Annotated in this window: 14 protein-coding genes; 5 read left to right on the top strand and 9 right to left on the bottom strand. The window is 58.2% G+C overall.

Translation table 11 applies throughout. The features are described 5' to 3' along the window. Nucleotides 1-160: 160 nt before the first annotated feature. Nucleotides 161-3,310 carry a DUF3427 domain-containing protein gene (locus RUH64_RS00720; protein WP_313810553.1) on the top strand — a complete coding sequence of 1,050 codons (3,150 nt, stop codon included), beginning with the start codon at nucleotides 161-163 and terminating at the stop codon, nucleotides 3,308-3,310. Nucleotides 3,311-3,378: 68 nt separating this feature from the next. Here the strand turns inward: RUH64_RS00720 and RUH64_RS00725 are convergent, their stop codons facing one another. The 8 genes from RUH64_RS00725 to RUH64_RS00760 form a co-directional block, all read right to left on the bottom strand. Continuing rightward, the gene (locus RUH64_RS00725) at nucleotides 3,379-4,611 is read right to left on the bottom strand and encodes a glutaminase (protein ID WP_313810554.1); all 1,233 of its coding nucleotides are present in this window, start codon (nucleotides 4,609-4,611) and stop codon (nucleotides 3,379-3,381) included. Between the two features lie 283 nt (nucleotides 4,612-4,894). Continuing rightward, on the bottom strand, nucleotides 4,895-5,731 hold the full coding sequence (locus tag RUH64_RS00730) for a transporter substrate-binding domain-containing protein (protein WP_313810555.1): 837 nt from the start codon (nucleotides 5,729-5,731) through the stop codon (nucleotides 4,895-4,897). A 167-nt stretch (nucleotides 5,732-5,898) separates the two neighbouring features. Next, nucleotides 5,899-7,323, bottom strand: a complete 1,425-nt coding sequence (locus RUH64_RS00735) for an amino acid permease (protein WP_313810557.1) — start codon at nucleotides 7,321-7,323, stop codon at nucleotides 5,899-5,901. Between the two features lie 150 nt (nucleotides 7,324-7,473). Further along, nucleotides 7,474-9,861, bottom strand: coding sequence for a bifunctional salicylyl-CoA 5-hydroxylase/oxidoreductase (locus RUH64_RS00740; protein ID WP_313810558.1), 2,388 nt, complete (start codon nucleotides 9,859-9,861; stop codon nucleotides 7,474-7,476). Nucleotides 9,862-9,912: 51 nt separating this feature from the next. Further along, nucleotides 9,913-11,541: an AMP-binding protein gene (locus RUH64_RS00745; RefSeq protein ID WP_313810560.1), complete on the bottom strand. Its 1,629-nt coding sequence runs from the start codon at nucleotides 11,539-11,541 to the stop codon at nucleotides 9,913-9,915. Nucleotides 11,542-11,594: 53 nt separating this feature from the next. Further along, nucleotides 11,595-12,482: an acyl-CoA thioesterase domain-containing protein gene (locus RUH64_RS00750; RefSeq protein WP_313810561.1), complete on the bottom strand. Its 888-nt coding sequence runs from the start codon at nucleotides 12,480-12,482 to the stop codon at nucleotides 11,595-11,597. Further along, nucleotides 12,479-12,961 (bottom strand): cupin domain-containing protein, encoded by a 483-nt coding sequence (locus tag RUH64_RS00755; protein WP_313810563.1) that lies wholly within the window; start codon nucleotides 12,959-12,961, stop codon nucleotides 12,479-12,481. Before RUH64_RS00755 ends, RUH64_RS00750 begins: the two co-directional genes overlap by 4 nt. A 51-nt stretch (nucleotides 12,962-13,012) precedes the next feature. Further along, nucleotides 13,013-13,873 (bottom strand): fumarylacetoacetate hydrolase family protein, encoded by an 861-nt coding sequence (locus RUH64_RS00760; RefSeq protein WP_313810565.1) that lies wholly within the window; start codon nucleotides 13,871-13,873, stop codon nucleotides 13,013-13,015. 146 nt (nucleotides 13,874-14,019) lie between these two features. Between RUH64_RS00760 and RUH64_RS00765 the strand changes: the two genes are divergently transcribed. Continuing rightward, entirely contained in the window at nucleotides 14,020-14,436 is a 417-nt protein-coding gene (locus RUH64_RS00765) for a RidA family protein (protein ID WP_313810566.1), read from the top strand. A gap of 81 nt (nucleotides 14,437-14,517) precedes the next feature. Here the strand turns inward: RUH64_RS00765 and RUH64_RS00770 are convergent, their stop codons facing one another. Further along, complete coding sequence (locus RUH64_RS00770) at nucleotides 14,518-15,396, bottom strand: PaaX family transcriptional regulator C-terminal domain-containing protein (protein ID WP_313810567.1); 879 nt, start codon at nucleotides 15,394-15,396, stop codon at nucleotides 14,518-14,520. A 516-nt stretch (nucleotides 15,397-15,912) separates the two neighbouring features. Here RUH64_RS00770 and RUH64_RS00775 point away from each other — a divergent pair. The 3 genes from RUH64_RS00775 to RUH64_RS00785 are packed head-to-tail and all read left to right on the top strand — an operon-like array spanning nucleotide 15,913 to nucleotide 18,275. After that, nucleotides 15,913-17,298 carry an LLM class flavin-dependent oxidoreductase gene (locus tag RUH64_RS00775; RefSeq protein ID WP_313810568.1) on the top strand — a complete coding sequence of 462 codons (1,386 nt, stop codon included), beginning with the start codon at nucleotides 15,913-15,915 and terminating at the stop codon, nucleotides 17,296-17,298. 10 nt (nucleotides 17,299-17,308) lie between these two features. Next, complete coding sequence (locus RUH64_RS00780; RefSeq protein WP_313810570.1) at nucleotides 17,309-17,845, top strand: flavin reductase family protein; 537 nt, start codon at nucleotides 17,309-17,311, stop codon at nucleotides 17,843-17,845. 4 nt (nucleotides 17,846-17,849) lie between these two features. Next, complete coding sequence (locus RUH64_RS00785; protein ID WP_313810572.1) at nucleotides 17,850-18,275, top strand: ester cyclase; 426 nt, start codon at nucleotides 17,850-17,852, stop codon at nucleotides 18,273-18,275. The last annotated feature ends 33 nt before the right edge of the window (nucleotides 18,276-18,308 follow it).

Here is an 18,308-nt window from a genome sequence, read left to right on the forward strand (position 1 = left end):
TGAAGTTCTACTTTCACCTTCCCGGCAGGCATCCTGAATTCGATTCAGTATCTATTGGCAGTGAACCGCTCTACGCGTTGAGTATTGAAGTTATTAAATAACGGAGTCGCGAGAAGCTATTTGAGCCTAGAGCGTCGGTGTAGTCGACTAACCTGAAAATATGGACACAACGGCATCAAATAGTTCGTTCGGCTTGGGCGTGGGAATCTTTGAAAGCTTACTGACGGATCAGCTAGCTAAAAGACTTGCACCACTGCAAGGGTTCAAACAGTCTGTGCAGTCCATTGACCCTGAAAGTGCTCCTGCCGAGCTAACTCGTTTCTTAGGTGATGCAATTGAAGCGCGACTGGGTACTCTTGATGCTGATCAAATGATCGAGTTAAGTAACAAGATTCTTGCTCTGATTGGTCACTCTGAAGATGTCCTACCTGGTCCCCGGCAACTTCTTGAAGTTCAGCACAATAATAATATTCGGATTAGGTCTTTCAAGCGCCCGCAGACTCCGATGAGTGCTGCCGCTCTGCTTACCAACAGTCGTGAAGATCCGCAGCTAGCAGCAGAGTTAAGAGCTGAGCTTTCTTCTGCGGATAGAGTGGATTTACTTTGTGCATTTATCAAATGGGAAGGCCTGCGGCTGCTTACCGATTCACTTCAGGAACTGAAGGATTTCGGAATTCCCATTCGCGTCATCACAACGACTTATATGGGAGCTACGCAACGTCATGCAATTGATGAGCTGGTGCGACGGTTTGGTGCCGAGGTACGTATCAATTACGAAACGAACGCAACCAGGCTCCACGCCAAGGCGTGGCTTTTTCGTCGAAACTCCGGATTCGACACTGCTTACGTAGGCAGTTCGAACCTCAGCCGGCCTGCATTGCTCGACGGACTCGAATGGAATGTTCGGCTTTCAGGGGTAGCAACGCCGGGGCTATTGCAGAAGTTTGCGTTGACTTTCGATAGCTATTGGGAAGATAGCGCTTTCGTTCCATATAACCCAGATACTGATGCTGAACGTTTGGATGCTGCATTGAAGCGTGCTGGAGGATCGACCGCTCAGCGCATGCTTGGATCTACAGGGTTGGAGGTCACTCCGTTACTGCATCAGACGGAAATGCTAGAGGAACTCGATGCTGCGCGCAGTAACCGCAATGAACACAGGAATCTTGTCGTCGCGGCAACGGGAACTGGGAAGACTGTGCTGGCAGCGCTGGACTATAAACGCTTATGTGACGCGGCAGGTCGTCAACTCACACTTCTATTCGTAGCCCATCGAAAAGAAATACTCGAACAATCGCTAAAAACCTATCGCAAAGTCTTGGGAAAAGGTTCATTTGGTGAATTGCTGGTTGATGGGCATAAGCCCGCAGCTTGGAAGCATGTTTTTGCCAGCGTGCAATCACTAGCTGCACTTGGACTCGAGAAGATCCCAGCCGAATCATTCGAGATCGTGGTGATCGATGAGTTCCATCATGCGGAAGCTTCTTCTTATCGGGCTCTAATTGATTATTTGGAACCCATCGAGCTTCTAGGCTTAACAGCTACTCCCGAACGTGGAGACGGGATCAATGTGGCTGATACGTATTTTGATGGGCGCATTGCCTCGGAACTACGGCTTTGGGATGCACTGGACGCTGATCTGCTGGTGCCGTTCCATTACTTCGGAATTGCCGATGACGTGGACCTGAGTGCGATTGAATGGAAACGCGGCAGTTACGATCTTGAACAGTTGAGTAACGTCTATACGGGCAATGACATGCGTGCCCTGAAGATTATTACCGAGCTTCGAGACAAAGTGCTCAGTACCTCGGAAATGCGCGCGTTAGGCTTCTGTGTTTCCGTTCAGCATGCACACTACATGGCAAAAGTGTTTAATGAAGCTGGTATTCCATCTATTGCAATTTCAGGAAGTTCAAGCACCGAAGCCCGAGAAAACGCCTTGGCTAAGCTGCGAACGCGAGAATTGAATTGCATCTTTGCTGTTGATCTGTTCAACGAGGGTTTGGACGTTCCGGAAATTGATACGATCCTGCTGCTACGTCCTACGCAAAGCTCAACAATTTTCCTACAGCAACTCGGGCGCGGTTTGCGTCGCGCAGACGATAAGGCCGTGCTGACAGTTCTCGATTTCATCGGACAACAGCGTAGGGAATTCCGGTTTGACGTCAAATATCGTGCCCTTCTAGATGTTTCGCGCAAGAGACTAGAACGAATCATTGATGAGGGGGCACCTGGTCTACCTTCGGGCTGCCAACTTGTGCTCGACCGAGTTGCCCGAACTATCGTGTTGGACAATATTAGGTCGCAACTTAAGCTCAACAAACCTGCGCTTATCCGTGAAGTCAAAGCCTACGGGTTGATTAACCTGGAAGAATTCCTCGATGAGTCAGGAAGGGATCTGAAGGATGTTTATCGTAAGACCGGAGATTCTTGGACTGACCTCATTCGTAGGGCGGGCCTAATCTCAGCTCGCTCTCCATGGGAAGAAGGCCGCGTTGAAATTGATAATGCACAGGAACATGAGGAAAAAGAGCTACTCAAACGAGTCACGCGATTCCTTGGCGTCGATGATGCAGAACGGGCCGAAGCATATTCGGTTCTTCTGTCCGAGGATGCTCCTCACTACGAGGAACTAAGTGAACGCGATCGTATCTTTGCCAGGATGCTGTTCTATACCTTTTGGGATCAGGGCGGTGGGTTCTCGTCGTATGATGACGGACTTGACCGTGTCCGAGCTAACGGGTACTTAGTTGATGAGTTGAGAAGTACATTCGCGCGTGGGGTGGCGCAAAATGCTCATTCGCCGAAAAACCTTCCTTTCGGAATGCAGCAGATTCCGCTCTACTCACATGCAACCTATTGGCGAACCGAGATCCTCGCGGCACTTGAGTATGGGTCGCTGGAACAGGGTAAAGGTGTTAGCCACCGTGAAGGTGTCGCGTGGTGCCCTCCAACGAAAACTGATGCGCTTTTTGTGACCCTAAGCAAAGACGAGACAGTTCATAATCCGAATACTCTCTACAAAGACTATGCAATCAGTCCGAGCCTATTTCATTGGGAATCACAGAACGCGACAGCTCCAACTAGTACTAAGGGTATGCGTTATCTTGATAGGAAATCGCATGATTCGAACATTCTGCTCTTCACTCGCAACGTGGCCGAAGAAGATGGACTTGTTGTCCCATTCACTTGTCTAGGAAGTGTCGATTACGTCAACCACCAAGGATCGAAGCCAATAGCCATTACTTGGAAGCTGCATCGGGAAATGCCTGTCAGTGTGTTTACTTCGGCGAATGCTGTCGCGCGTTAATGCATGCTCTGATGCTGTCGTCGCAAGAGGATTCACAAGTATGTCACCAGAAGTGATTTTGTAAAGACTTACACGTTCTCTGGGTAGAGCCCATCTCCCAAATGAGGATCCGCCAGGACTTGCCACGGATCGTGGAGCAGCACATGGCGCTTGTCCAATCGCAGCCGGCGTAGGCCCTCAAGTGCCATCCGACGAGCAACATCTGTAAATGAGTAGACGCCCGAAACGTCCAAGAGAACTGCATTTTGGGCAGTCGACTTTTCCATAAGGTCAAGTAATTCAGCGGCAGCAGTGAATTGAACATTTCCTTGTAGAGAGAATGTCTCTTTGAGGGTTTCGAGCTTGACGTCTACGACATCCAGCCGACCGTTACTTGGGGCAAACAGGTGCATTCCCATGTCTTTTGACAGCTGTTCAAATGCGCGTCGGGCTCGCTGGCTGTTACCGTGTTTATCCAAACGTGGTGAGAAGGCGCCGATGCCAACCTGATCGGGAAGCACCCCGACAAGACCGCCGGCAACACCGCTTTTCGCGGGGATTCCGACACGCGTTAGCCAATCTCCAGCACCGTCATACATGCCGGCAACTGCCATCACTGACATCACTTGTCGAGCTGTATCGGCGTCAAGAATTCTTTCCCTAGTCCGAGGTTGCACGCCGCCGTTTGCGAGTGTCGCGGCCATTATTGATAGGTCTTCAACAGTCACCAATATGGAGCACTGGCGTGTGTAGCCTGCGACAACTTCATGGGGATCATCGTTCAGAATCCCGTACTTCTTGAGCATGTGGGCCATTGCGAGATTGTGATCTGCTGTTTCCAATTCGGATTGGAATACTTTGTCGTCAATACGCAGCTGCCGACCTGCCAGCCTTGAAAAAAGCTCTAAGACCCTTGCTACCCGTTCTTCTGGATCGGCTTTGTCTCCAAGGAGTAAACCATGAGCTGCGATAGCGCCGGCATTGATCATTGGATTTTTGGGTCGGTTCGTCTCGGGGTCCAATGACAATTCATTGAATGCCTCACCTGACGGTTCTACTCCGATGGATTCAATGACACGGTCCAGGCCACGGTCCATGATCGCTGCCGCGTAGGCAAAGGGCTTTGAGATTGACTGGATTGAGAATTCCGCGTTGGTGTCGCCAGCGGAGTATGTACCGCCAGTTGCCGTAGTGATCGCGAGTGCAAACTGATCAGGATTCGCGTTCGCAAGTTCGGGGATGTAATCCGCGGTCGCTCCGGAGACGTCGTCGCGTAGCTTGTCGAGGACTTCAGCAAGGTAATCGGGGATGGGAGTCTGCATGGAACGAGTCCTTCAGTAGATTTATCGCTTGCAACAGGTCAGGAACGTGTTGTTCGAAATCCTACACGGTCCGGAATCCAGTCTTGTAGGGCGACTGGATGGTAAGTCGCATAGGGCAAAATAACTGTATGGACCGCTGCGCATCTACGCTGACAGTGTGGAAGCTGGTGGTACGAGTGATCGTTGAATACTACCGCGAACCACAGGTTGGTGGCGCAGGCTAACGGCTCTACCTAATCATCGAGAAGGCAGAGTCGCCTGCCTGCGCCCTAACTAGATCTAGTTACCCAAACCAAGGTTTCTCGGCTGCCGCCAAGGTCCCATCATGCTTGGAGATGTTCAGCCACTGGTTTACGTACTCCTGGAATTCGTCATCGCCCAGCGGGAGGAGGTAGGCCTTCTGGGAGAAGTTGAACGGCTTGTCGGGATGAACAGCGCAAAGTTCCGGGTGCTCGTTGGCGACCCAACGCGTTTCAGAAGCATCGGTGGTCATGACATCTGCGCGACCGGCGATGATCTCGTCGAAGATCTTGTTATTGTCTTCGAAGCGAATGATGTCACCGTTCGGATAGTTCGCATCCGCGAACTTTTCGTTGGTGCCGCCAATTGGCGTAATGGAGCGGACGCCCGGCTTGTTGATTTCCTTGATGGTGTCGTACTTGTCAACGTTTTCACACAGGGTGATGGGAGTCTTGCCCTCATCCAATGTCGCATCGCTGAAGTAGGCTTCCTTGGCTCGTTCCAATGAGATGGAGACGCCGCCCACTGCCATATCGCACTTGGACTTGAAGTCTGGCATCAAGTCTTTCCACGTTGTTTGAATAAACTCCGGCTCGACATCCATCGACGCGGCCAAGCTGTTGGCCATGTCGATATCGATTCCGGTCCATTCGCCGGATTCGGGATCGAGATAGGTAAACGGCCGATAGTCGCCGGTAGTACATACCTTGAGGGTTCCAGAATTGCCGACCGTAGCCAGCCGTGAATCTGCGGAGGAAGATGATTCTTCCGCACTGGAGTCGGTCGTGGGAGCTGAACAACCTGAAAGGAACAATGCTGCGCCCAAGACTAGCATGGGAAGTCGGCGAACGAACAAGGTCTTCTTTGAACTGACTGTCATAAATCTTCAACCTATAAGTTGCCCAAGTCAGATGGCAAGAACCTTTGCGATTTCCTAGGTTTTGGAATGGAGAGATCCTTAGCCGGTTACACAGACACAAGCCGAAACGGCGCTGTTCCTTGATTGCCACGGTTGCAGGCAGGGACAGCGCCGTTTCGAATTCATTGCTAAGTTTGCGGGACTTCCATCTGCGTTTCGACTTCCGGTGCCGGTGCATCACCTGCACCGTTTCTACGCTTTTGGGTGACGACGTACATAACCGCCACCACCGCGGCGAACGGGATGCCGAAGATCAGCGTCATCTTGAAGTCTTCGGTGAACAGCGTCGTGATCAACAGCGCCGCCATGAGCACCGCTCCCAGCATCGAGCCGATCTTGGTGAAAGGCAGCTTGTACTTCAACGCCTCGCCGCTGCGCGCATGGGATTTGCGGAAGAACAGGTGGGTAATGAAGATCAGCATCCAGGTGGACATGGCGCCGAACATCGACAAGGCCATCATCAAGGTGAACCCGGTTTCCGGGTTCGAAATGTACACCAGGGTTGCCACCGCTACGCCGCCTGCTGAGAGCAGCAGTGCGTTGACCGGGGCGCCGTTCTTCTTGACCTTGCCCAGAGCCTTCGGAGCCTGACCGGCACGGGACAGCGAGAACATCATGCGGGTTGAAACGTAGAGCTGCGAGTTCATGGCGGACAGCGCCGCTACGATCACCACGAAGTTCAAGATGGAGTCTGCGTAGGGGATTCCGACTACCTGCATGACGGTGACGAACGGGCTGCCGCCCTCCAAGATGGCACTGACCGGTGCGATGGCAAGGATCAGTCCGAGGGTCAGGATGTAGAAGAGGAAGAGCCTGAAAATCGTGACTTTGAAGGCCTTCTTGACGGCGACCTCTGGTTCCTTGGCTTCACCCGCTGCTACCGCAATCATTTCAATGCTCAGGTAGGAGAAAATCGCAACGATCACCGCGAACCAGACTCCGCTGGCTCCGCCCATGAAGAACCCGCCGTCAGCTGTGTAGTTCTGGAATCCGTAGTCGCCGTCCTTATCGCCGAACACCAAGAACGCCGCGATGATGATGAAGGCGACGATGGCGAAGACCTTCAGGGCCGAGAACCAGTACTCCAGGGTGCCGAAGGCCTTGACGTTGAACATGTTCACGCCGATGAGCACAGCGGAGAAACCGACCACCCAGATCCATGGCGGAACGCCGGGGAACCACATCTGCATGTAGTCGCCGATGGCGGTGACTTCTGTACCCACCGCCAACACAATGCAGGACCAATACAGGTATTTGATCATGAACCCTGCAAAGGGGTTGATGTAGTGCTCGGCAAAGGCGCCGAAGGATCCGGTGGTGGGGCGGGCTACCGTCATTTCCGCTAGGGCGCCCATCAGCATAACGGCGATGAGCCCGCCGATGGCGTAGCTGATCAGGACGCTGGGACCGGCAAAGGAGATGGCGAATTTGCTGCCGAGGAACAGCCCGGTGCCGATGGCGCCACCGAGGGCAATCATGCTCAGTTGGCGGGAAGTCAGTTGTCGGGATAGTCCAGATTCACGTTGTTGGATGCGATCCATAGAAGAACTCATGGTGACCTTTGAAAAGAAGTGGAATGTACCGGAGGGGTGGCGAGTGCCAGATGAATCTGAACGTGGGACAGGCGGTGGCTTATCAAACTGTCAGAAAGGGAAGCGGCGGTAGGGATCTCCTGCCGCCGCTTTCCGAAAAGCCAAGTTTAGCTAGGACTGCTGAAACTCCAGCTTGTCCGCGGGAGTCCAGCGCAGGTGGGTCTGTTCCTGCGCCTCGTCCTCGCGCAGCAGCGAGAGCCGCGGACGGACCGCATCGGTGCGTGCCGCCGGCGGCTTGCGGCGGCCAGCCTTGTAGGGCAGCGGCCAGGTGGCGCCCTCGCCGACGTAGTCCTGTTCGGCCGCCGCCTGCAGGGTCCACTGCGGGTTGTACAGGTGGGTGCGGCCCAGCGCCACGAGGTCTGCACGGCCGGCCAGTAGGATCGAGTTCACGTCATCATAGGAGGAGATGGCGCCCACCGCGATGACTGCAACGTCCGCACCGGCGGCGACCTTGTTGCGGATCTTGTCCGCAAACGGGGTCTGGTAGCTGCGTCCAAAGGCCGGCTTCTCCGACTTCACGACCTGGCCGGAAGACACGTCGATGAACTGGGCCCCATGCTCGATAAACGCTGCAGCGATGTTGACCGCGTCTTCTTCGGTGTTGCCGCCCTCGGCCCAATCGGTGGCCGAGACGCGCACGCCCAACGCCTTGTCCTGCGGCCAGACCTCGCGCACCGCATCCAGCACCTGAAGCGGGAAGCGCAGTCGGTTGTCGAAGCTGCCGCCGTAGTCGTCGGTGCGCTGGTTGGAGAGCGGGGAGAGGAAGGAGGAGAGCAGGTAGCCGTGGGCCATGTGCACCTCCAGCAGGTCGAAGCCCGCCTCATCGGCACGTCGGGCGGCGGCGACGAACTGTTCCTTCACCTCTTCCATCTGTTCCCGGGTGATTTCCTTGGGTACATGGCAGCCTTCGCCGTAGGCGATGGCGCTGGGCGCAAGAACTTCCCAGTTGCCCTCGTCCAGCGGCTGGTCGATGCCTTCCCACATCAGCTTGGTCGAGCCCTTGCGGCCCGAGTGGCCGATCTGTGCACCGATCTTCGCCTTTGACTGGGTGTGTACATAGTCGGTGATGTGCTTCCACGCATCACCCTGCTCATCGGTGTATAGGCCGGTGCAGCCCGGGGTGATACGGCCGATGTCAGAGACGCAGACCATCTCCGTCATCACCAGGCCTGCGCCGCCCATGGCCTTGGAGCCGAGGTGTACTAGGTGGAAGTCGCCAGGGACCCCGTCTACCGCCGAGTACATGTCCATGGGGGAGACCACGATGCGGTTGACCAGCTTGGTGCTCTTCCCCAGGGTGAAGGGTTGGAACATGGCAGGAGCCTGGTTCTCGGAGCCCGAGAGCCGGGCGAAGTTCGCATCCACCTTTTCGGCGAATTCGGTGTCGCGCAGCTTCAGGTTTTCGTAGGTGATGCGCCGCGAGCGGGTGAGCAGGTTGAAGCAGAACTGCACCGGGTCCTGGTCCTTGTACTGGCCGATATTCTCAAACCATTTAAGGGATGCCTGGGCTGCACGCTGGGTGGATTCGACCACCGGGCGGCGTTCGGTCTCATAGGCTTCCAGCGCAACTTCGAGTTGCTCGTGTTCGTGCAGGCAGGCCGCCAGCGCCAGTGCGTCTTCCATGGCAAGCTTGGTGCCCGATCCGATGGAGAAGTGCGCGGTATGGGCCGCGTCTCCCAGCAGCACAATATTTCCGTGCCGCCAGTGCTCGTTGCGCACGGTGGTGAAGTTGATCCACTTGGAGTTGTTGGTCAGCACGTTATAGCCGGCCAGTTCCTCGGCGAAGATGTCCTTGACCTTGGCTACCGAGACCTCGTCGTTGACGCCCGGAGGGAAGACCTCGTTTTCCGTCTCGTCAAAGCCGGCGGCCCGCCACACGTCCTCGTGCATCTCGACGATGAAGGTGGATCCCTCGTCCGAGTAGGGGTAGCCGTGGATCTGCATGGTTCCGGCGTTGGTTTCCTTGACGAAGAACTTGAAGGCTTCGAACACCTGGTCGGTGCCCAGCCACATGTACTTGGAGACCCGGGGATCAAGGGACGGTTTGAAGGATTCGGGGAAGGTGGAGCGCACCGCCGAGTTCAGGCCGTCCGCCGCCAGCACCAGGTCGTAGTCGGCCGACAGCTCCTGAACCGGCGGTGCCACCGTGGAGAAGCGCACGTCCACGCCCAGCTCCTGGGCGCGGCGCTGCAGCAGTTCGAGCAGCTCCTTGCGGCTCATGGCGGCGAAGCCCTGGCCGCCAACGGTATGCATCTGCCCGCGGAAGTGGATGTCGATATCGCTCCAGCGTGCGAAGCGGCGGGACATGTAGTCGGCGACTACAGGGTCTGCGTTGCCGATGCCGCCGAGGGTTTCATCCGAGAAGACCACGCCGAAGCCGAAGGTGTCGCTGGCCTTGTTGCGCTCCCAGACGGTGACCTCATGGTTTTGGTCCAGCTGCTTCATCAGTGCTGAGAAGTACAGGCCGCCCGGGCCGCCGCCGATGACTGCGATTTTCATGATTGAGTCCTTTTGCGATAACAGATCAGAGAAGAATGTGGATGCCGGAGCCTAGCGCGCGGCCTGGGCCAGGGATTCGCGGAGCTTGAAATGCTGCAGCTTGCCGCTGGGGTTGCGCGGCAGTTCGCTGACGAAGCGGATCTGGCGCGGGTACTTATAGGGGGCAATGGTTGCCTTGACGAAGTCCTGCAGTTCCTTGATCTTCGCGTCGCTGCCCTCGACCCCTTCGACCAGGACGATAAATGCGCAGACCACCGAACCGCGGTGTGGATCAGGGCTGGCAATGACAGCGTTCTCCAGCACGTCGGGGTGCTGGTCCAGGGCAGCCTCCACCTCCGGTCCGCCGATGTTGTAGCCGGAGGAGATGATCATGTTGTCGCTGCGCGCCTGATAGTGGAAGTAGCCTTCCTCGTCCTTGAAGAAGACATCCCCGGTGACGTTCCACCCGTTGCACACATAGTTGTGCTGGCGCGGGTCGTCCAGATAGCGGCAGCCGGTGGGGCCGATGACCGCGAGCCTGCCCGGCTCATTGACCGGAGCTTCATGGCCCTGATCATCCAGCACGGTGGCCCGGTATCCGGGGACGGCCACCCCGGTGGCGCCTGGGCGGATGTCCTTGCCGGCGGCGGAGATGAACACGTGCAGCATCTCCGTGGAGCCGATGCCGTTGACCAATTCCAGCCCTGTCTCCTCCTTGACATGCTCCCAGGTGTCGGCGGGCAGGTGCTCCCCGGCGGAGACCGCAACGCGCAGGGACTTGAGCAGGTCAGCTTCGCCGTTTTTCAAGATGGCGCGGTAGGCGGTGGGCGCAGTGAAAAGGATGGTCGCCCCGGCATCATGCGAGTACTGGGCAAGTTCTACGGGAGTGGTCTTTTCGGTCAGCAGGCTGGCCGCCCCGACGCGCAGCGGGAAGACCACCAGTCCGCCCAGGCCAAAGGTGAAGGCCAGCGGGGGTGAGCCGGCAAAGACGTCGTCCTTGGTGGGCTGCAGGATGTGCCGGGAGAAGGTGTCCGCATTGGCAAGGATGTCCCGGTGGAAGTGCATCGTGATCTTCGGGACGCCGGTGGTGCCGGAGGTCGGGCCCAGCAGCGCCACGTCGTCCGCCGCGGTGTCCACGGCGGCGAACTCGCCAGACTTCTGTGCGGCCAGTGCCGTCAGGTCATCTGGTGCTTCGGAGCCGTAGGGAATGACCGGATAGGTGCCTTTGCTGGCTTCCAGCGCATCCTCGGTGAAGCGTGCATCGCAGATCAGCAGCGTCGGCTTGGTCAGCTTTGCCAGCTGGGAGATTTCCTTGGACCGCAGCGCCGCCATGGTGGTGACCACCACTGCGCCGGCCTTGAGCACGCCCAGCCAGCAGGCCACCAGCCAGGCATTGTTCGGGCCGCGCAGCATCACGCGGTTGCCCGGAACCACGCCGAAGTCTTCCGCCAGCACCTGCGCCAACTGATTCGCGCGGCGCTGCAGCTCGCCGTAGCTCCAGGACGAGCCGTCCGGTGCGAGCAGTGCTGTGCGGTCTGCGCCGAACTCGGCCGTCGACTGGTCGATGAGCACCTGGGCGGCATTGAGCCGATCCGGATAGTGCAGCTCGGGCAGGGTGAATTCCATGGTCGGCCACAAGTCCTGAGCCGGCAGGTGGTCGCGGGTGAAACTGTCCACATGGGCAGAGCGTGATAGTTCCATTACTAATCTTCCTCTGGTGGTTGTCCGGTGTTGCGAGGGGTGGCTGTTGCCAGCTACTGCTTGGCCGCGCGGATCATGCCTTCCTGGGCCACGGTGGCCAAGAGCTTACCGTCGCGGGTGTAGAAGCGGCCGAGGGCCAGGCCGCGGTTGTCCTGGCTGGAGATGGCCTCCTGGGCGTAGAGCACCCAGTCGTCCATGCGCCCGGCACGGTGGAACCACATGGAGTGGTCCAGGCTTGCGGTGACCAGTCCGGCATCTCCCCAGGCCAGCCCGAGGCTGCGCAGGATCGGCTCCAAAATGGTGTAGTCGCAGACATAGGTCAGCGCAGCCTTGTGGGTCAGCTCGTCATCCGGCAGGTCGGAGAATGCGCGGATCCACACCGCCTGATGCGGCACCGCTTCGCGCTCGCCGGGTAGGTAGATAGCCTCCGGCACGTGGCGCATGTCGAAGCTGCGTCCTCCCGACCAGTATTCGGCCGCCGGGCCTTGAACATGCTTGAGCGCCTTAGCGGCGCTGGCAAGGGTTTCGGGGTCGATGTCCAGGGAGCCTTTCGGGGCCTGCGAGGTCATTTCGGGGCCGTCCTCCGGCACGTGGAAGGAACCCAGCGCGGAGAATACCGGCTTGCCGTTCTGAAAGGCGCGGACCTGGCGGGTGGAATAGCCTCGGCCGTCGCGTAGGTGCTCCACCTCGTAGCGCACAGCTTCCAGCATGTCCACGGGGCGCAGGAAGTAGGAGTGCATGGAGTGCAGGTGGCGGTCATCTCCCACCGACTTCATCATGGCCAGGGCGCCCTGGGCCACTATGTCACCGCCATAGGCCTTGGGCCATGGCACATACTGCGGGATGGCGGTGAAGGCCTGGTCGAAGACCTGTGCTTCGGTTTCGGTCAGCTCGATGGCGGCGAGGAAGGTCTGCGAGTTCAGGGTACTGGTTAGGTTCATGCCCGGCGGTATCCTTCCAGGGTCTCGTCGGCGACATCTGGCAGGTTGACCACGATGTTCTCCGGAGTCCGGGCGGTGAGCCAGACCAGCTCCTCGGTCACCGACATGTTCGCCTCAACGTGCGGCATGAACGGAGGCACGAACACCCAGTCGCCGGCCTTCATGTCCTGGTACTGCTCGTAGTTTTCGCCGTAGTAGATGCGTCCGTGACCGCACAGCACATAGCCGCCGGTTTCCGCCTCGCCGTGGTGGTGCGGCAGCGAGCGGTAGCCTGGGACGTTGGAGACCTGGCCGAACCAGATCTTGGTGGCCGGGGTGTGCTGGATGCTCACGCCGGAGACGCGCACGCAGTCGCCGGACTGCGCGGTGTTGGTGTCTTCTTCGCCCGCGCGGGTCACGACCGGGACTACCTGCCCGTCAGCTCCGGCGTAGATCGAGTTGTCGCCTTCGGTGGCGTAGGTTGCTGGTGCTTCACTCATCGGGATGCTCTTTCCTTCTAGTGGTTGGTGTGCGGGTAGCTTCTGGGCTTTTTACTGGGCGGCGGCGTCGGCTGCCACGCGGATTGAAATCTTGTTGGACAGGGTGCCGATGCCCGGGATCTCGGTTTCCAGCACGTCCCCGTCGTTGAGGAACCGCGGCGGCTCCATGCCCATGCCCACCCCGCCGGGGGTGCCGGTCAGGATGATGTCGCCGGGGATTAGGGTGGTGAACTGCGAGGCGTAGGCCAGCAGGGCCGCGGCCGAGAAGACCAGGGTCTTGGTATTGCCGCGCTGCACCTCTTCGCCGTTGATCCGGCAGATCACCTCCACGCCCGCCTCCGGGTCGATCTCATCCGCGGTGGCGACCACCGGGCCGATGGGAGTGGAGGCGTCGTAAGCCTTGCCCTGGAACCACTGCAGGGTGCGGCGCTGCCAGTCGCGCATGGACACGTCGTTGGCAACGGTGTATCCGGCAATTGCGCCGGCCGCTTCCTCGATGGTTGCGCCGCTCAGGCGCTCGCCGACCACCACAGCAAGCTCTGCTTCCCAGTCGACGTTCTGCGAGTGGCGGCTTGTGATCGTCTCGGTCGGACCGGTGAGGGTGTCGGCGAACTTGGCGAACAGGGTGGGGTGCTGAGGCAGCTCGCGGCCCATTTCCAGGATGTGCTCCGAGTAGTTCAGGCCGCAGCAGATGACCTTGGCAGGGGTTGGCAGTGGGTTGAACAGCGCAACCGAGCTAGCTGGGAGGATTTCGGATTCCTGGTGCGAAGCCATGGCCGCTTCAACCTGCTGCTCCCACGCGCCGTCGGCAAGCAGCTCGGACACGCTGCCGGCTGCGAGGGGCAGATAGCCCGAGGCGAGCTGGACTGCCGCCCGGGCTTCGCCTTCCAGTTGGATCGTGGCAAGTTTCATCGCTTGGTTCCCGACTTCCGTAGCTTGAGTTTTCGATATGTCGACTTTTTTACCGTCGTCACGTAAGCTCAATGTAGCATGCGTCACATCGACAGCGCTAGGGTCAAGTTCCAGCGATTTTCGAAAGCCAACCGAAGGAGAAGACGATGGATACCAAGCTGCACAAGAACCAGACCATCAACCCGGCATCCCTGCCTAAGCCCTCCGGCTATGCGCACGGAATGAAGGCCGGCGACACCGTCTACCTGGGCGGGCAGACCGCGCTGGACAAGGACATGAAGATCGTTCCGGGCGGCATCGTGGAGCAGTTCAAGCAGGCCTTCTCCAATGTCCTGGCCACCCTGGTGGAGGCCGGCGGCCAGCCCGAAGACCTGGTGTCCGTGACCATCTACCTCACCGATGTGGACGACTACATGGCCAACGGCCGTGAAATCGGGCGGCTGTGGCGTGAAATGGCTGGCACCGAATACCCTGCCATGGCAGGCATCGGCATCAGCCGCCTGTGGCAGAAAGAAGCGCTCATCGAGATCCAGGGCGTTGCGGTGATCCAGGACCGCGGCTAGCAAAGGCTTAACGCGATCAGCCGCGAACCAACTTCTGTTGTTGGTTCGCGGCTGATCGCGTTAATGGGGAGTTCTGCGGGCCTAGGAGCCTAGGGTGATGACGCGTTGCGCATGCTTGGAGGCTAGGGGGGAAAGCAGCGCGTGCAGCTGCTGGAAGACGGACTCCGCCTTCAGCGCATTCCAGCCATCGGGCAAGTATTCGGCGGGAAGCCCCGGGTCCGAATAGGGAAGCCGGCGCCACTGGGTCAACAGCACCAGGTGGTCGGCGAAGGCGCGGGCCTGAAGCTCCGGGTCGTCATCCTGGGCCGCGGCCAAGCGGGCTTCCCAGTTTTCAAGGCGGCCCTGGTTCGCGTATAGGAACTCGGAGTACATCTGCTCCAGGCTGCCCAGATCCCACCAGGAGCTGATGTTGTTCTTGACGTCGGCTCCGCCGATGTGCTCGCCGACGAAGAACTGGAGGTAGCCGTCCAGTTCGCGGCGCCTGAAGTATTCAAGGGCCGAGTCCTTGATATGTTCCGGTGCGATCCACAGGCCGGGAACCACTGAGCCGAAGCCCATGCTGATCAGCGCCGTACGGATCTTGTGGCGGATGTTCCGCTGGGTCTCCGGCACGGTGAAGGTGGCCAGCAGCCAGCGCTCATCCTTGGTGGCCCGGCGCGGGTGGAAGATTCGCTCGTCGCCCTCGGCGAAGTTGCTCAACACTGCCGGGGAGAGCACGTAGCCGCTGCGCCCGTTGACCTGGACACTGTCGATCACCCCGCGCTTCTTCAGCCGGGAGATCGAGGAACGGGTGCCCGTCGGCTCGACTCCGACATCCTGCATCAGGGAAATGATCGTCGCCACCGGCAGGGCGCCGCCGTATTGACGTGCGTAGAGGCCGAAGAGTGTCACGATCAGCTGGTGGTGCCTTGGCGCGGAAGCTTCGCTGGCGGCAACTGTGGTGCTTTTCTGGGTTGTCATTCTCGAAGTCCTTCCGGATCGTGCAGGCGTGATCAGTTTATATCGCGTATTTGTGATTGCCGACATCCTTGGTTGATGGTCTATTGAGATGAAGCCTGCGGTGATTCTTAGGTTTGGGCAATGTCGGATCGGTGGAAGGGCAAGCTTTCTGTATCCGCTCAATTTTGATCATTCAATGAAATATATGATCAATCTTTGAAAAATTTTCACCCGGCTTCCAGCCCTCTAATCCTCGTATTCCGCCAGGGTCTATGGGCGGAAGAATCTTCTTGACGAATCGAAATGTCCAAGTCAAATTCCATTTCTTTAAATCTTGTGGAGCCGAGGCCGAGTGAATCTCGGTCCGCGTGAAGGATGTGGCCGGTCATTATCGCTGACCACTTGATGCTCACGGACTCCCCAGCTGCGGAATTCTTCAATTTTTACTGTTGACGCTGTGGCGTAGCACACCCTATGCTGTGATCAATAGATAAACATATCGTTCATACAGTGAACGTTAGAATCGTGAGGTTAGAGATGACTCAAGAAATGCGCGTATTCGCATTCGACTTCAATGGACCAGCACACCTGTCTGCCGGAACGTGGCGCCACCCCAGCGACCGCGGGCATGAATACACCAGCCTGAAGTACTGGATTGAATATGCTCAGCTGCTGGAAGACGCTTGCATTGACGGCATCTTCTTCGCGGATAACGACGGCTACCACGAGAACTACCGTGGCTCGGTAGCCGATTCGCTGAAGGACGCAGCGCAGATCCCTACCAACGATCCGGCCTACCTGATTCCTGCGATGGCTTCGGTGACCAAGAACCTCAGCTTCGGCGTGACCTCGTCAACCGCCTACGACGTTCCCTACAAGTTGGCCCGAAAGTTCTCCACTCTGGATCACCTGACCGACGGCCGAATCGGCTGGAATGTCGTGACTTCCTACTCGACTGCTGCGGCCCGCAACCTTGCTGGCAAGGAGCAGATCGAAGCGCACGCTGACCGTTATGCTCGCGCCGAAGAATTCATCGACGTAGCAACCAATCTGTGGGAAGGCTCCTGGGAAGACGACGCCGTGGTCGTTGACCGCGAAAACGGCATCTATGTTGATCCGTCCAAGGTTCATGACATCAATTTCGAGGGCGAGCACTTCAATGTCCCGGGCATCCACCAGTGCGAACCGTCTCCGCAGCGCACCCCGGTGATTTTCCAGGCAGGCGGTTCGCCGCGCGGCGTGGAGCTTGCCGCCAAGACTGCAGAGGCAGTCTTCATGAATGCGATCGACAAGGCAACGCTGAAGAAGCAGGTCGACGCACTGCGTGCCGAGGCCATTGAATTCGGCCGCGATCCCGAGCACATCGCCACGCTGCAGATGATTACAGTGATTTCAGCGGCCACCGATGAAGAAGCACAGGCCAAGTACCAGGAGTATCTAAACCTCGTTTCCTACGACGGGGCAATGGCCCGTTACAGCGGTTGGACCGGTCTGGACATGTCCAGCTTCGACCCGGACAAGCCGCTGAAGGATGTGGAGGCCAAGGGCACCGCAACCATGCTCACCTTCTTCCAGAAGGTCGATGCGGAGAAGGAATGGACCCCGCGTGATATCGCAGAGTACATCGGCATCGGCGGCACCTCGCCGGTCATTGTCGGCGGACCTGAAACCTGTGCCAATGAGCTGATTTCCTGGATGGAAGAAACCGGCGTCACCGGATTCAATGTAGCCAATGCGGTGAAGTTCCAGGACATCAAGGACTTCACCGAGTTCGTCGTACCCGAACTGCAGCGCCGCGGAGCAATGCGCACCTCATTCGCCGGCTCCACCCTGCGCGAGCATCTTTTCGGCGAGGGCGTCGCACGCCTGCCCGAAGACCACCCCGGAACCGCCCACCGCAAGCTGCAGCCAGCTCAGGCCTAAGGAGAACATCATGTCGATTATCGTCACCCCAGACACTCAAGACATCGATCCCGCCGAGTACCGTAAAGTTTTCGGCGCCCTGCCTACCGGCGTCACCGCTATCACCGGCATGACTGCCGAAGGCAAGCCGATGGGATTCGTCGTAGGAACGTTCATGTCACTGTCGCTTGAACCGCCATTGGTGACCTTCTGCGTGGACAAGGGATCCAGCACCTGGCCGACGCTGCGTTCGCTGGGCCGATTCACCGCGAATATCCTTTCCACCGAGCAGCTTCCGGTCTGCCGTGCACTGTCGCGCAAGGGGGATGAAAAGTTCGCCGGCGTCGATTATGAGATCGGTGAAAACGGCACCCCGCGCATTGCCGGAGCCACCGCCTGGATCGACTGTGAGGTCCTTTCAGAGGTAGTGGCCGGAGACCACTACATGATCGTCGGCGGTGTGGACTCCATGGAGGCCACCGAGAAGGAAGCGCTGCTGTTCCGCGGCGGCAAATTTGGCGAGTTCGATCTGTGGCCAGCCCCGGCCCCAGCAGCACAGAAGGGTTAATCCGATGTCGGAAATGCTAGAGAAGGTTACCAGCGCATGGACCCGGGCTTGGAGCCAAGGGGAAACCAAGGCGTTTGAAGAATTGGTCAGCGAAGACTACCGCCGTCAGTCAAAGTCCGGCCATGAAGGTTTGGCTCAGGTGGTGTCGCAGATTGAGGACTCGCACCGCGCGTTCAGCGACTTCACCATGGAAATCCTGCGATCGGTCGAAGGCGAGAATGAAGTGGCCATCCACTGGCGCAGCGTAGGTCGTCACACCGGAGAATTCATGGGAGTGCCTCCTACCGGTCGCGAGGTCATCGTCAGCGGCGCTTCCTTCATCCGCTTCGCGGACGGAAAGATCACCGAGGAAGACGTGATCTGGGACCCGCGTGAAATGCTCTCGGCGATGAGCATCTGGCACCTCGGCGATACGCGCCGCCGCAAGTAGCACCCTTCCACCTTTAGATTTTGAAGGCCCTAT

It is taken from the genome of Glutamicibacter sp. (assembly GCF_032154645.1).
Taxonomy (GTDB): domain Bacteria; phylum Actinomycetota; class Actinomycetes; order Actinomycetales; family Micrococcaceae; genus Glutamicibacter.

Bases quoted from the DNA above. Each gene is read 5' to 3' on its own strand.
- RUH64_RS00720 (WP_313810553.1), top strand. From the start codon at position 161: ATGGACACAACGGCATCAAATAGTTCGTTCGGCTTGGGCGTGGGAATC.
- RUH64_RS00725 (WP_313810554.1), bottom strand. From the start codon at position 4,611: ATGCAGACTCCCATCCCCGATTACCTTGCTGAAGTCCTCGACAAGCTA.
- RUH64_RS00730 (WP_313810555.1), bottom strand. From the start codon at position 5,731: ATGACAGTCAGTTCAAAGAAGACCTTGTTCGTTCGCCGACTTCCCATG.
- RUH64_RS00735 (WP_313810557.1), bottom strand. From the start codon at position 7,323: ATGAGTTCTTCTATGGATCGCATCCAACAACGTGAATCTGGACTATCC.
- RUH64_RS00740 (WP_313810558.1), bottom strand. From the start codon at position 9,861: ATGAAAATCGCAGTCATCGGCGGCGGCCCGGGCGGCCTGTACTTCTCA.
- RUH64_RS00745 (WP_313810560.1), bottom strand. From the start codon at position 11,541: ATGGAACTATCACGCTCTGCCCATGTGGACAGTTTCACCCGCGACCAC.
- RUH64_RS00750 (WP_313810561.1), bottom strand. From the start codon at position 12,482: ATGAACCTAACCAGTACCCTGAACTCGCAGACCTTCCTCGCCGCCATC.
- RUH64_RS00755 (WP_313810563.1), bottom strand. From the start codon at position 12,961: ATGAGTGAAGCACCAGCAACCTACGCCACCGAAGGCGACAACTCGATC.
- RUH64_RS00760 (WP_313810565.1), bottom strand. From the start codon at position 13,873: ATGAAACTTGCCACGATCCAACTGGAAGGCGAAGCCCGGGCGGCAGTC.
- RUH64_RS00765 (WP_313810566.1), top strand. From the start codon at position 14,020: ATGGATACCAAGCTGCACAAGAACCAGACCATCAACCCGGCATCCCTG.
- RUH64_RS00770 (WP_313810567.1), bottom strand. From the start codon at position 15,396: ATGACAACCCAGAAAAGCACCACAGTTGCCGCCAGCGAAGCTTCCGCG.
- RUH64_RS00775 (WP_313810568.1), top strand. From the start codon at position 15,913: ATGACTCAAGAAATGCGCGTATTCGCATTCGACTTCAATGGACCAGCA.
- RUH64_RS00780 (WP_313810570.1), top strand. From the start codon at position 17,309: ATGTCGATTATCGTCACCCCAGACACTCAAGACATCGATCCCGCCGAG.
- RUH64_RS00785 (WP_313810572.1), top strand. From the start codon at position 17,850: ATGTCGGAAATGCTAGAGAAGGTTACCAGCGCATGGACCCGGGCTTGG.